Here is a 12,883-nt window from a genome sequence, read left to right on the forward strand (position 1 = left end):
GCGGCGGACCCTGCCCCTGCACGTCGTCCTGATCGCGGTCGGTGCGGTGATGGCCGTACCGCTGCTGTACGCGGTGCTGTCCGGGTTCAAGTCCACCGACCAGCTCTCCGGCAACCCCGTCGGGCTGCCCGATCCGTGGGTGGTCTCCAACTACACCGACATCCTGGGTTCCGGCTCCTTCTGGCGGCTGGTCGGCAACAGCACGCTCATCGCGGTGGCGACCACCGTCGTCGTGGTCGCGGTGTCCGCGCTGGCCGCCTTCTCCTTCGCCCGGTTCGCCTTCCGCGGCCGTGAGCTGCTGTTCACGCTGTTCACCATGGGGCTGATGTTCCCCTTCGCGGTCGCGGCCCTGCCGCTGTTCCTGCTGCTGCGCTCGCTCGGCCTGCTGGACAACCCGCTCGGCGTGATCCTGCCGCAGGCGGCGTTCGGGCTGCCCATGACGATCATCATCCTGCGCGGCTTCTTCCGGGAGATCCCCGGCGAGCTGGAGGAGGCGGCCACGCTCGACGGCTGTGGTCCGTTCGGCTTCTTCTGGCGGGTGCTGCTGCCGATGGCCCGCCCCGCGCTCGGCACCGTCTCGGTGCTGGCCGTCGTGACCAGCTGGAACAACTTCTTCCTGCCCCTGCTGGTGTTCACCGACTCCACGTGGTGGACGATCCCGATCGGTGTCCAGCAGTTCCAGGGGCAGTACTCCGCGGACACCGCGCGGGTCTTCGCCTACCTGGTCCTGGCCATGGTCCCGGCCCTCGCCTTCTACTCCGTCGCCGAGAGGCAGCTCGTCGGCGGTCTCGCCGCCGGTGCCACGAAGGGGTGACGGGCTGCCGCGTCCGCACGGTCCCGGCTACGGTGAGTGACCGTCCTCGGACACGCGTCGGGGCCGGTGCGCAGCGGTGCCTGCGCGCCGGCCCCTTCCGTGCGTCGGACGGATGGTGCGGCACCGCCCGCCCGGCGCTCAGGCGGCTGTCATCAGCCCCGCACCCAGCGGGCGGTGCGGGGCGATGATCCGGCCGTCCGGCAGGAGCTCACCGGTGTCCTCGAAGAGCACGACGCCGTTGCACAGCAGGCTCCAGCCCTGCTCCGGGTGGTGCGCCACGAGGCGGGCGGATTCCCGGTCGGCGGAGTCGGCTGAGGGGCACGGTGGCTGGTGCTGGCACATGGGTGGGATCTTTCGCTCTGTCGTGATGGGTGAGTTCGCTGTCGTGGCTGTCCCGCGGCGTGAAGCGTCGTTCATGGCCGCCCCCCGTTGTTCAAGTCGGTCGGAACCCAGTGTTGCCCTACGGGCGTCAATCCGCAGGGATTTCGCGGCACCGCTTCTCACAGGTTGATGACGCATCACCCACGCGGACGGTTCATCTCAACTGCACTGTCACTTCGGGTGGTTCGCCATGGCCGGATGGGGCTAGTCCAGCCGGGGCGGCGGCCCCGTCCGGCTCGTAGGAGCGATTGATTGCTCCTACGAGCACTACGGCGTTCGAGTGGTGCTCGGAGATCAGGCGGGGGAGCGCAGCAGCCGTGTCGGGACCGGGGTCACCCGATGTGTCAGCACCGGGAGCAGTTCGGCCACCCGGTGCGGCCGGTGGGCCGCGATGCCGGGCGGGGCGGGTGCCAGCGGCACCAGCAGATCGGTGGCGGCGGGGTGGCCGGCGGCGGCGTCCGCGGTGCAGTCGCCGTGCAGCCACAGGGTGAGCATGTACAGGCCGGGCAGGGACAGCAGGCGCGGCTGGTAGGGCTGGGCCACCGTCTCGGCCTGGCGCAGCGCGCGCTCGGTCGAGGCGACGTAGGGGCCCTCGAAGAAGTGCGAGAACGCCCAGCCGTCGGGGGTCAGCATGGTCTCGGCCGCGGCCACCGCGCGGTCACCGGAGCGGATCAGGAACCGCCAGCCGGTCAGCCGCGTCGCCGTCACGCCCTCGGCGGTGATCCGGTCCAGGACGTGCACGGGCAGCGGCAGCTCGGGCGTGGTGGGCCCCGGGGCGCCGAGCAGGGAGGGGGTGCGGGCCTCGCGGACCGCGGTGGGCGAGGAGAGCGCGGCGAGGACGGAGCGAAGTGCGGGCGCGGGAGCCGGGGGGACATGCAGCGGCATGGTGGGTCGCCTCTCATTCGAAGGCACGGTGGCGCGAGGGCGGTGCAGGGTGGGGCGGACGACGCTGTCAGCTCACGGGGTCGACAAGGCAGGGGCCGGGGCCCGAGAACCTGGAAGTGGGGGGTGAGGCCTGCCGAACGCCATCCCGACGGCAGGAACCTTCGATGCGGCCGCCAACCATCTGCCTTGTTCGCGGAGTTTATACGACACGTGTTCAGACTGTGTTTCGTCTAGCCGTCTCCGGCAAGCAGAACAAGGGTGTAATCAGTCGTCGATATGCGGGAAACATCCGGATTCCGGACCGGGTGTACGGCGGTGACCTCGGGGAATGTTCACCGAGCGGTCGGCCAATTGTCGTCGGCGTTTTTCACGAGTTGCCTGACGGTGAAACTGCGCCCTGTGCCATGCCCGGTGAATGTGCCACCGGTCACATCGGCTCAGCGTAGCGGCTGACGCGCCGCCGCGGAGACGTTATCGATCGCTTCGGCGGGGCATCATCCCACCTGACCCGCACACCGGCGGCCGGATCTTCGGTCCGCTGATCCGAGAAGGGACGCTTCCATGGGGGAGAAGGTCGTGGCAGGTCAGTTCGACCTGTCCGATCGCCAGCGCTACCGCGACAAGCTCCGGCGGTGCCTGACGGGCCTGGAGCGACTCCTGGCGGAGCGGCGGTTCGACCGTCCCAAGAACCTGATGGGGCTGGAGATCGAATTGAATCTCGTCGGTACGGACGGGTTGCCGAAAATGTTGAATGCGCAAGTCCTCGAACGGATCGCGAGCCGTGACTTCCAAACAGAACTCGCCATGTTCAACCTGGAAGTGAACATCGCTCCACACCGCTTGGGCGGCCGGGTTTTCGACCGACTCGCGGAGGAGATCCGTACGTCGCTGGCATATGCGGACCGGAAAGCCGGCGAGCTGGACGCGGGAATCGCCATGATCGGCATTCTGCCGACCCTGGACCGAGACGACCTGGTCTCCTCCAACCTCTCCGACGTCGACCGCTACGCCCTGCTCAACGAGCAGATCGTGGCCGCCCGCGGCGAGGACTTCACCCTCGACATCGACGGCGTCGAACATCTCACCTGCACCTCCAAGTCCATCGCCCCGGAGGCGGCCTGCACCTCCGTGCAGCTGCACCTCCAGGTCACCCCGGAGCGCTTCGCCGACGTGTGGAACGCGGCCCAGGCGGTCGCCGCCGCGCAGATCGCCGTGGGCGCCAACGCGCCCTTCCTGTTCGGCCGCGAGCTGTGGCGCGAGTCGCGGCCCCCGCTGTTCCAGCAGTCCACCGACACCCGCCCGCCCGAGCTCCAGGCCCAGGGGGTACGCCCGCGCACCTGGTTCGGCGAGCGGTGGGTGACCTCGGCGTTCGACCTGTTCGAGGAGAACCTGCGCTACTTCCCCGCCCTCCTGCCGATCTGCGACGACGAGGACCCACTGGAGGTGCTGGACGCGGGCGGGGTGCCCAGGCTCGCCGAACTCGTCCTGCACAACGGCACGGTCTACCGCTGGAACCGCCCCGTCTACGACATCGCGGACGGTGTCCCCCACCTGCGCGTGGAGAACCGCGTGCTGCCGGCCGGCCCCACCGTCACCGACGTCATCGCCAACGCGGCCTTCTACTACGGCGTCATCCGGGCGCTCGCCGAGGAGCCCCGGCCGGTGTGGAGCCGGCTGCCCTTCGAAGCCGCCGCCGCCAACTTCGACGCCGCGTGCCGGCACGGCATCGAGGCCCGCTTCGAGTGGCCCCGGCGCGGTCGGCTGGGCGGCACCGCCCAGGTCGACGCCGCCGTCCTCGTACGCGATGAACTGCTGCCGCTGGCCGAGGCCGGGCTGGACGCGTGGGGCGTGGAGCCCGCCGACCGGGATCTGTACCTCGGAGTGATCGAGGAACGGTGCCGGCGCCGGGTCAACGGCGCGTCCTGGCAGGCGGCCACGTTCCACCGGGCGCTGGAGGCCGGCCTGTCCCGGGAGGCCGCGCTGGCCGCCACGACCCGGCGCTACCGCGAACTCATGAACAAGGGCGACCCCGTGCACCGGTGGCCGGTGGGTCTGCCGGAGCCGGTGACGCAGGCCTGACGGCGGGCATGCCACCGGGTCCGCCCCCGCCGCGGGCCGCCCCATGGTGATCGGGCAAGCTGTGACGTCCCAGCTGTAGGCAGGTGCGCATGGCGGAGGCGGGCCCGGTGGTCGAATCATTTCCTCAGGAGCGGCTCTCGCGACGGGTCTTCCGTGACGAGACGTTGCTCGTCCTGGCCCTCTCGCTCGGTGCGAGCGGTGTCTCCGCGCTGATCAGCTTCATCGGCTCGGTCACCAGGCCGGGCGGCCTCAAGGACCAGGCGGCCACCCTCAACGCCTCCGCCGCGCCCGGCCGCCCCTGGCTGGACCTGGCCTGGCAGCTCTTCGGGATCGCCACGGCGCTCGTCCCCGTCGCCCTGGTGGCCCACTTCCTGCTGCGCGAGGGGCAGAGCCTGCGCACCCTCGGCTTCGACCGCACCCGCCCCTGGTCGGACCTGGGCCGAGGGGCCGCGATCGCGGCCGTCATCGGCAGCACCGGCATCGCCTTCTACCTGGCCGCCCGGGGGCTCGGCTTCAACCTCACCGTGGTCCCCGAGGCGCTGCCCGACGTGTGGTGGAAGTACCCGGTGCTCATCCTGTCGGCCGTGCAGAACTCCGTGCTGGAGGAGGTCATCGTCGTCGGCTACCTGCTGCGCCGGCTCGACCAGCTCGGCTGGACGCCGGGCGCGTCACTGGCGGCCAGTTCGGTGCTGCGCGGGTCGTACCACCTCTACCAGGGCATCGGCGGCTTCGTCGGCAACATGGTCATGGGCGTGGTGTTCGTGTACCTGTACCGCCGATGGGGACGGGTGGGTCCGCTGGTGGTGGCCCACTCGCTCCTCGACATCGGCGCCTTCGTCGGCTACGCGCTGCTGGCCGGGAAGGTGAGCTGGCTGCCGACGGCGTGAAGGGGGATGCGGGAAGCTCCTCCGCGCCCCCAGGCGGCTAGGCGAGCAGTTCGCCCTCGATCACCGTCACCGCGCGCCCGCTGAGCAGCGTGCGGTCGCCGCGCAGCTCCGTGCGGACGCGGCCGGAGCGGGGCGACGCCTGGAGCCCGGTGAGGTCGGGGCGGCCCAGACGCCCGGACCAGAAGGGGGCGAGGGCCGTGTGGGCGCTGCCGGTGACCGGGTCCTCGTCGATGCCGACGTTCGGGAAGAAGCAGCGGGATACGTAGTCGTAGCCGAGGGCGGGGTTCTCGGCGCGCGCGGTGGCGATGACGCCGCGCTTGGAGTGGCCGGCCAGCGCCTTGTGGTCCGGTGCCAGCGCGTGGACCGTCCTCTCGTCGGCGACCTCGACCAGCAGGTCCCCGACGTTCGGACCGGTGTCGAGGACCGACACGGGCTCGGCGCCCAGCGCCTCGGCCATCCCGGTCGGCGCCTCGACCGGCGTGAGGGGGGCGGTGGGGAAGTCCAGGGTGATCGAGCCGTCCTCGCGGGGCGTGGCGACCAGGACGCCACTGCGGGTGGCGAAGCGCACCGGGCCCTCGTGGGCGCCGGTGGTGTGCAGTACGTGGGCCGTGGCCAGGGTCGCGTGGCCGCACATCGCGACCTCGGTGAGGGGCGTGAACCAGCGCAGCGCCCAGTCGGCCTCGCCTCCCTCGGGGAGCCGGTGGGCGAAGGCGGTCTCGGCGTGGTTGACCTCCAGCGCGACCTGCTGGAGCCAGTTGTCGTCGGGGAAGGTGTCCAGGAGCAGGACCCCGGCGGGGTTGCCGGCGAAGGGCCGGTCGGTGAAGGCGTCGACGATTCGGATGCGCATGCCCTGACGTTAGGGGTTCGGCGGAGCCGCGGACCAAGGCCAATTCGCAAGGATTGGACCGGGTTTCCGGAGCCCGGCCTTTCCTCACGGTCCGCGCGTGGATGCAGACTCCGACGAGGTGCCGGCTCCGCCGCGCGGGCAGCCCGAACTGCGAGGGGCTTGTCATGCGAGCAGTACCGATATATCGTTGAAGCATCGCGACAGATCAACGATGGAATGGAGTGGTGGCGATGCGTACCCACGGATACGAGCGTGGACACGGCGGACGCGGACAGGGCGGCCCCTTCGGCCGCGGCGGTTTCGACGGGGGGCGCGCGGCGTTCGGTCCCTTCGGGCCGGGCGGTCCCGGTGGCCCGGGCGGTCCCGGCGGACCCTTCGGGCCGGGCTTCGGGCACGGATGGGGCGGACGAGGGCGCGGCGGTCCGAGGGGCAGGGCGCGGCGCGGCGACGTACGGGCGTCGATCCTGGCCCTGCTGAGGGACCGTCCGATGCACGGCTACGAGATGATCCAGGAGATCGCCGAGCGCAGCGGCGGAGCGTGGAAGCCCAGCCCCGGCTCGGTGTACCCCACCCTCCAACTGCTGGAGGACGAGGGCCTGATCGCCAGTGAGAGCGAGGGCGGCAAGAAGCTCTTCTCGCTCACCGACGACGGCCGGACGGCCGCCGAGGCGGATCCCGAGGCGCCCTGGGAAGAGGCTTCGCGAGGGGTCGATTGGGAGGCGCTGAACGACATCCGGCAGGCCGGCTTCGGACTGATGGAGGCCTTCGGCCAGGTCTGGAAGACGGGCAGCAAGGAACAGCGCGAGAAGGCGCTCACCGTCATCAACGACGCCCGCAAGAAGCTGTACCTGATCCTCGCCGACGAGGACTGACCCCCCCAGTGACAGGCGCCCCGCGGAGCGGTCCGCGGGGCGCCTTCCGCATGCCGCGGGACCGCCGGGTTCAGCCGAGCCGCCGTATCGCCGCCGCGTCGAACAGGTCCCACGCGCGAGGCAAGGCGCTCTCGTCATGGCAGTGCCACGCCTCCCAGAACAGGTCGGCAGGCAGCGCGTCCTCCGGGGCGTACACCCGGTAGACGTACTGCCTGCCGTCGACCGCCGGCAGGGACACCAGCCAGCACCCGCTCCTCATGCCCCTGTTGGACCCACGATCATGCGTTCCGGTTGCCCTGGGGGGCGTGGGGCGGGGCGGCGTGCGCCGGGTGGGAGGAACGGCCTGATCTCATCCGTAAGGAGGAGATTCCGGCATCGCGGGTCCACTCTGCGTGGGACGCGAAGATGCTCCCCCTCGGGGATGACCCGGGCCGGAGGGACTGATGGGGTAGGGGGTGTGCAACCCCGTATCCCCCGGCAGTCGGCCGGTGAGCAAGGCGGTCGGCGCCCGGACGGCGCCGACGGCGATGCCCGGTTCAGCGCAGAGCTGGCATCGGTGGTCTCCGGCGCACGCCGCCGGGCGGTCCGGGACGGGGACCGCCAGGTCGACACGGCCCATCTGCTGCACTCCCTCCTGGAGTACGACCCCGAGGCGCGCTCCGTCCTCGGTGACGGGCCGCAGCTCGCCCGGCTGCTCGGCTACCTCGTGCAACGCAGCATCGGCTACGGCCTGCGCTGGCAGAGCACCGTCGAGGACTCCGGAGCCGTACCCGTCGTGACCGAGGCCGCGGGGTTCTCCCCGCTGGCCGCCGCGGCCATGGAGTACGCCGGCGCCCGCGCCGCCCGGCGCGGCGCCGTGCGGGCCTGCGGCGTCGACCTGCTCGCCGCCCTCGTCGTGGATCCCCAGGCCCGGGCCGTCGAGGTGCTCGCCCGCGCCGCCGTCGATCCGCGTACGGTGCTCGCCCGCGTCGAGAACCACTTCGAACCGACGTCCTGACCGCCGCCCGCCGCACGGCCCGGACGTCCAGCCGGTGAGACAGGTGTCATCGGGGGTGACGGTCATGTCGTCCCCTGTCATCATGTGCCGGTGCATACGTATGACAGCGCTCACGGCAGCCGCGGAAAGGGCGTCGGGCTCGGCCTCGCGCTCGTGTCCGCGGTCGCCTTCGGCGGATCCGGGGTGGCGGCCAAGCCGCTGATCGAGGCGGGTCTCGACCCGCTCCACGTGGTGTGGCTGCGCGTGGCGGGCGCGGCCCTGGTGATGCTGCCGCTCGCCGTGCGCCACCGCGCGCTGCTGCGCCGCCGCCCGGGACTGCTCGCCGGGTTCGGGCTGCTCGCCGTGGCCGGTGTCCAGGCCTGCTACTTCGCCGCGATCTCCCGAATCCCCGTCGGCGTCGCCCTGTTGGTCGAGTACCTGGCGCCGGCCCTCGTCCTCGGCTGGGTGCGCTTCGTGCAGCGGCGGCCGGTGACGCGTGCCGCCGCGCTCGGCGTGGTCCTCGCGGTGGGCGGGCTGGCCTGCGTCGTGGAGGTCTGGTCGGGGCTGGGCTTCGACGCCCTCGGACTGCTGCTCGCGCTCGGCGCGGCCTGCTGCCAGGTCGGCTACTTCGTCCTGTCCGATCAGGGCAGCGACGCCGGCGACGAGGCACCCGACCCGCTCGGAGTGATCGCCTACGGGCTCCTCGTCGGGGCCGCCGTGCTCACCGTCGTCGCCCGCCCCTGGTCCATGGACTGGTCCGTGCTCGCCCACTCCGCGCCCATGAACGGCACGCCCGTCGCCGCGGGACTGCTGCTGGCGTGGATCGTGCTCGTCGCCACGGTCCTCGCCTACGTCACCGGCGTCCTCTCCGTACGCCGTCTCTCGCCGCAGGTCGCGGGAGTCGTGGCCTGCCTCGAAGCGGTCATCGCGACCGTCCTGGCCTGGGTGCTGCTGGGCGAGCACCTCTCGGCTCCGCAGATCATCGGCGGTGCGGTGGTCCTGGTGGGCGCGTTCATCGCCCAGTCGTCGGCACCGGCGAAGGGCGCGGCGGACCCCGTGGCGAGCGGTGGCCCGGAAAGGGAGTTGTCCAGCCGGGGAACCGCCGCCTAGGCTGCGGATCATGCATTCGGACGCACTCGTTCTCCCGCCTCCGGCCGCCTGAGGCGGGCCCCCTCGACGAGCCCGGCGCGTGGTCGCCGGGCCGGGCGGTGCTGCCCGCGGACGAAGTCCTCGCGCCCCGAAGTGCCGGGGTGCTCCGAACTTCCGCGCCGTGTGCGCGTCTGCGGAGAGAACTCGTGTCGAATGCCGTCTCCGGCCTGCCCGTCGGGCGTGGCCTCCTCTGTCTGATCGTCGCCGGTGCCGCCTGGGGCACCGCGGGTGCCGCCGCGTCGCTGGTCTACCGGGCCAGTGACATGGGCCCGGTCGCCCTGTCGTTCTGGCGCTGCGCGGCCGGGCTGGTGCTGCTGTGCGCCGCCCGTCGGTTGCGTCCGCGCGTGACCGCAGCCGTACGCGAACCGTTCGGCCGCAAGGCGTTGCGGGCCACCGTCACCGGCATCGGGCTCGCGGTGTTCCAGACCGCCTACTTCGCCGCGGTGCGGTCCACCGGACTCGCCGTGGCCACGGTCGTCACGCTCGGCGCCGGGCCGGTGCTCATCGCGCTCGGCGCGCGGGCGGCCCTGGGGGAGCGCCTGGGCAGGGGCGGAGCCGCCGCCGTCGTCGGAGCGCTCGCCGGGCTCGCCGTGCTCGTGCTCGGCGGCGGTGGTGCCACGGTGCGCCCCTGGGGCGTCCTGCTCGCGCTGCTGTCCGCGGCCGGGTACTCGGTGATGACCTTGCTCACCCGCAAGTGGGGGCGGGACGGCGGGACGGACGCCGCCGCCACGTCCGTCGGGGCGTTCGCCGTCACCAGCCTGTGCCTGCTGCCCCTGGCCCTGGCCGAGGGCCTGGTGCCGCACACCGCCGAGCCCGGGCGGCTCCTGTGGCTGCTGGCGTACGTCGCCGCCGTGCCCACCGCCCTCGCCTACGGCCTGTACTTCGCGGGCGCGGCCGTCGTGCGGTCCGCCACCGTGTCCGTGATCATGCTCCTGGAGCCGGTCAGCGCGGCCGTGCTGGCGGTCGTCGTGCTCGGTGAGCACCTCACGGCCGCGACCGTGGCCGGCACCCTGCTGATGCTCGGCTCGGTGGCAGGGCTCGCCGTGGCGGAGGCGCGGGAGGCCCGGACGCGGACGAAACGGCCCGTGCTCGTGTGACTGCGCGCAGGGCCTGACCGGCCGTGGAGAGGCCCGTGGTCAGGCGTCCCGGCGGCGCAGCAGGTGCTCCAGCGCCTCCGCGTCACCGGGGCCGCCACGGCCGGCCAGCCCGGTGGCGATCCTGTCCCGGACCTCGTCCGACCGCTTGCCCGCGTACTTGAACCTCGCCCGTACGCCGGTCACCTGCAGCCGCAGGCCGCGGATGCCGGACAGCATCCGTCCGGTACGGCGCCTCGCCCGCCGCCGCCCGCGCGGAGCCGCCCTCCGGCTGGAAGTGGCCGACCTGGCGGTTGAGGAGGTCGGCCTTCTCGTCCGGATCGTCCACCACACGGGCGCGGCAGCGGAGCTGGACGGCCGCGTAGAAGCTGGTCGGCACGCCGTGTTCGGGCCGGGTGTCCGGCGCGGCCTGCCAGGGGCCGGGGACGTACACGTAGTCGTCGACCACGCTCAGCAGGACGTTCGGATTCGCCTCCAGCGCACGCCACACCGGGTCGGGACGCGCCAGGTGGGTGACCGCCACGCCCCGCCCGGCGTCATAGGCGAAGTGCAGCGGTTGTACCTCGGGCGGCTCGCCGGGCGGGCCGCTCACGGCGAGCCGGCCGAAGTCGTGGCCGGCCAGCCAGCGCTGTCACTCGGCGTCGTCGTGGGGGCGCGTCCCAGGGGTGGATCAGCATCACAGCACCGCGAGGTAGTCGGGCAGCGCGGTGCCGGGGGCCAGGGACGGGTCGGCGACCGGGACGTCGTAGCCCTTGCGGAGCGGCACGAGGCCGGCCCAGTGGGGGAGACCGTAGTCCTCGGGCTCGTCGTTCACCCCGCCGGTGCGGACCTTGGCGGAGACCTCGTCCAGGTGGAGGCGGATGACGGCGGTGGCGGCCAGCTCCTTCTTGTTGGCCGGCCGGGAGTCGTGGGAGCGGCCGGGTACGACGTGGTCGACCAGGGCGTCCAGGGCCTCACGCTTCTCGTCGGGGTCCGTCACGTCGTGGGCGGTGCCGTGCACCACCACCGAGCGGTAGTTGATCGAGTGGTGGAAGGCCGAGCGGGCCAGCACCAGCGCGTCGACGTGGGTGACGGTCAGGCACACCGGCAGGCCCGGGTCGGCTCCGCCCGTCATCCGCAGGGGGCGCGAGCCCGTCGAACCGTGGACGTAGAGCCGCTCGCCGACCCGGCCGTACAGCGTCGGCAGCACCACCGGGGCGCCGTCGCGGACGAAGCCGAGGTGGCAGACGTAACCCTCGTCGAGTATCGCGTGCACCAGCTCCTTGTCGTACGACGCGCGGCCGGGGGAGCGGGTGGGGACCGTGCGGTCGGTGGGCGTGTAGGCGGTGGCGGGCTGCGACGGCGGCTGCGAGGTCCCCTGCATGGCGCTCTCCATTGCACTAGTGCATAATCGACTTTGTGCTAGGAGAGTATCTGATCACGGGGCGCCGCGCAGCGGAGATTTCCGCGAGCATCGAGCGCGCGGTGGGTTCGGGGCAGCTGGAGCCGGGCCAACCGCTGCCGCCGATGCGGGAGTTGGCCGACCGGCTGGGGGTGAATCCCAACACCGTCGCGGCCGCCTACCGCACGCTGCGGGAGCGCGGGGTCATCGAGACCGCCGGGCGCCGGGGCAGCCGGGTGCGGTCCAAGCCGGCCACCACGGGGCGCGAGTTCATCCGGGTGGAGGTGCCGGAGGGGGTGCGTGACGTCTCCGACGGGAACCCGGACCCGGCGCTGCTGCCCGCACTGGGCCCGGTGTTCGCCGCGGCGGCCGAGCAGGGCGACCGTGAGCCGATGCTGTACGGGCACGCGCCCGTGGAGCCGGAGCTGGTCCGCCTGGCACGCGCCGATCTGGACGCCGACGGGGTGCCCGACGGCCCCCTGGCGGTCACGTCCGGATCGCTGGACGCCATGGAACGGGTGCTGGTGGCACACCTCAAACCGGGTGACGCCGTCGCCGTGGAGGACCCGGGGTGGGGCAGCCTCCTCGACCTCGTCGCGGCCCTCGGGCTGCGCACGGTCGCCGTCGGGGTGGACGACGAGGGGCCGCTGCCCGACGACGTGCGCCGGGCCCTGGCGGCCGGAGCGCGCGCCCTGGTCGTCACGGACCGGGCGCAGAACCCCACGGGCGCGGCGGTGAGCGCCACGCGCGCGCGTGCCCTGCGTTCCGTGCTGGGCGACCATCCCGGGACGCTGCTGATCGAGGACGACCACGGCCACCGGATCGTCGACCTGCCCCTGCACCCTTTGGCCGGTACGACGCACAGCTGGGCCTTCGTCCGGTCGGCCGCCAAGGCCTACGGGCCCGACCTGCGGCTCGCCGTGCTGACCGGGGACGAGGTCACGCTCGACCGGGTGCGCGGGCGGCAGCGGCTGGGGCCCGGCTGGGTCAGCCGCATCACCCAGCGGGCCGTGGCCGGGCTGTGGGCCGACGGCTCGGTCGACGCGGGTGCGGTGGCGGCGGCGTACGGGCGGCGCCGGGACGCGCTGCTCGGCGCGCTCGCGGAGCGCGGCATCGAGGCGCACGGGCGCAGCGGCATGAACGTGTGGATTCCCGTCCCGGACGAGACCGGCGCCGTCGCCCGACTGCTGCACGCCGGCTGGGCCGTGGCTCCCGGCGCCCGCTTCCGGGTGAACGCGCCGCCCGGCATCCGGATCACCGTCTCGACGCTGGCCGAGGGCGAAACCGGCCCGCTGGCGGACGCGGTGGCCTCGGCGCTGGTGCCGGGGGCGGTGCGGAGTTACGTCTAGTCGTGGTGCGGGGGGTCCGGTGGCCCGGTGGTCGCAACCGGCGGAGGGGAAGGTCGGCGTGTCGGTGGTGACTGGTGGACGGGGGTCCGGGGGGCCGGTGGCCCGGTGGTGACGATCGGCGGGCTGGAGGATCGGCGCGTCGGCGGTGACCGATGGACGGGGTCCGGTG

The 12,883-nt window shown here is 72.8% G+C and carries 13 protein-coding genes and 1 pseudogene; 8 read left to right on the top strand and 6 right to left on the bottom strand.

Annotated elements, in window-relative coordinates; all coding sequences use genetic code 11:
* The first annotated feature begins 49 nt into the window (after positions 1 to 49).
* Positions 50 to 814, top strand: a complete 765-nt coding sequence (locus IE260_RS07835) for a carbohydrate ABC transporter permease (protein WP_229880578.1) — start codon at positions 50 to 52, stop codon at positions 812 to 814.
* A gap of 138 nt (positions 815 to 952) precedes the next feature.
* Here the strand turns inward: IE260_RS07835 and IE260_RS07840 are convergent, their stop codons facing one another.
* Together IE260_RS07840 and IE260_RS07845 are read right to left on the bottom strand one after the other, a co-directional pair.
* Complete coding sequence (locus tag IE260_RS07840; RefSeq protein WP_189869752.1) at positions 953 to 1,156, bottom strand: DUF5999 family protein; 204 nt, start codon at positions 1,154 to 1,156, stop codon at positions 953 to 955.
* A gap of 333 nt (positions 1,157 to 1,489) precedes the next feature.
* Complete coding sequence (locus tag IE260_RS07845; RefSeq protein ID WP_189869753.1) at positions 1,490 to 2,080, bottom strand: hypothetical protein; 591 nt, start codon at positions 2,078 to 2,080, stop codon at positions 1,490 to 1,492.
* Positions 2,081 to 2,641: 561 nt separating this feature from the next.
* Between IE260_RS07845 and IE260_RS07850 the strand changes: the two genes are divergently transcribed.
* Both IE260_RS07850 and IE260_RS07855 read left to right on the top strand, forming a co-directional pair.
* Complete coding sequence (locus IE260_RS07850; RefSeq protein ID WP_189869754.1) at positions 2,642 to 4,159, top strand: glutamate-cysteine ligase family protein; 1,518 nt, start codon at positions 2,642 to 2,644, stop codon at positions 4,157 to 4,159.
* A gap of 89 nt (positions 4,160 to 4,248) precedes the next feature.
* The gene (locus tag IE260_RS07855; protein WP_189869755.1) at positions 4,249 to 5,046 is read left to right on the top strand and encodes a CPBP family intramembrane glutamic endopeptidase; all 798 of its coding nucleotides are present in this window, start codon (positions 4,249 to 4,251) and stop codon (positions 5,044 to 5,046) included.
* Positions 5,047 to 5,083: 37 nt separating this feature from the next.
* On the opposite strand, the gene IE260_RS07860 is transcribed toward IE260_RS07855, so the two are convergent.
* Entirely contained in the window at positions 5,084 to 5,893 is an 810-nt protein-coding gene (locus IE260_RS07860; RefSeq protein ID WP_189869756.1) for a PhzF family phenazine biosynthesis protein, read from the bottom strand.
* A gap of 230 nt (positions 5,894 to 6,123) precedes the next feature.
* Here IE260_RS07860 and IE260_RS07865 point away from each other — a divergent pair, with 230 nt between their 5' ends.
* Positions 6,124 to 6,765: a PadR family transcriptional regulator gene (locus IE260_RS07865; RefSeq protein ID WP_189869757.1), complete on the top strand. Its 642-nt coding sequence runs from the start codon at positions 6,124 to 6,126 to the stop codon at positions 6,763 to 6,765.
* 70 nt (positions 6,766 to 6,835) lie between these two features.
* Here IE260_RS07865 and IE260_RS07870 read toward each other — a convergent pair whose 3' ends face one another.
* Positions 6,836 to 7,003, bottom strand: a complete 168-nt coding sequence (locus IE260_RS07870) for a hypothetical protein (RefSeq protein ID WP_229880525.1) — start codon at positions 7,001 to 7,003, stop codon at positions 6,836 to 6,838.
* 219 nt (positions 7,004 to 7,222) lie between these two features.
* Here IE260_RS07870 and IE260_RS07875 point away from each other — a divergent pair, with 219 nt between their 5' ends.
* The 3 genes from IE260_RS07875 (at position 7,223) to IE260_RS07885 (ending at position 9,987) form a co-directional block, all read left to right on the top strand.
* Positions 7,223 to 7,762, top strand: coding sequence for a Clp protease N-terminal domain-containing protein (locus IE260_RS07875; RefSeq protein ID WP_189869759.1), 540 nt, complete (start codon positions 7,223 to 7,225; stop codon positions 7,760 to 7,762).
* Positions 7,763 to 7,846: 84 nt separating this feature from the next.
* Entirely contained in the window at positions 7,847 to 8,851 is a 1,005-nt protein-coding gene (locus IE260_RS07880; RefSeq protein WP_189869760.1) for an EamA family transporter, read from the top strand.
* A 185-nt stretch (positions 8,852 to 9,036) separates the two neighbouring features.
* Positions 9,037 to 9,987 carry a DMT family transporter gene (locus IE260_RS07885; RefSeq protein ID WP_189869761.1) on the top strand — a complete coding sequence of 317 codons (951 nt, stop codon included), beginning with the start codon at positions 9,037 to 9,039 and terminating at the stop codon, positions 9,985 to 9,987.
* Positions 9,988 to 10,026: 39 nt separating this feature from the next.
* Here IE260_RS07885 and IE260_RS07890 read toward each other — a convergent pair.
* Together IE260_RS07890 and IE260_RS07895 are read right to left on the bottom strand one after the other, a co-directional pair.
* Positions 10,027 to 10,661, bottom strand: a pseudogene (locus IE260_RS07890) (FMN-binding negative transcriptional regulator).
* Complete coding sequence (locus IE260_RS07895; RefSeq protein ID WP_189869762.1) at positions 10,661 to 11,347, bottom strand: pyridoxamine 5'-phosphate oxidase family protein; 687 nt, start codon at positions 11,345 to 11,347, stop codon at positions 10,661 to 10,663. The pseudogene IE260_RS07890 and the gene IE260_RS07895 overlap by 1 nt, the downstream one beginning before the upstream one ends.
* Positions 11,348 to 11,382: 35 nt before the next feature.
* On the opposite strand from IE260_RS07895, the gene IE260_RS07900 reads away from it, so the two are divergent.
* A complete protein-coding gene (locus tag IE260_RS07900; RefSeq protein WP_189869763.1) occupies positions 11,383 to 12,714 on the top strand; it encodes an aminotransferase class I/II-fold pyridoxal phosphate-dependent enzyme in 1,332 nt (443 codons plus the stop codon).
* The last annotated feature ends 169 nt before the right edge of the window (positions 12,715 to 12,883 follow it).

This window comes from Streptomyces viridiviolaceus (assembly GCF_014650995.1).
Classification (GTDB): Bacteria; Actinomycetota; Actinomycetes; order Streptomycetales; family Streptomycetaceae; genus Streptomyces; species Streptomyces viridiviolaceus.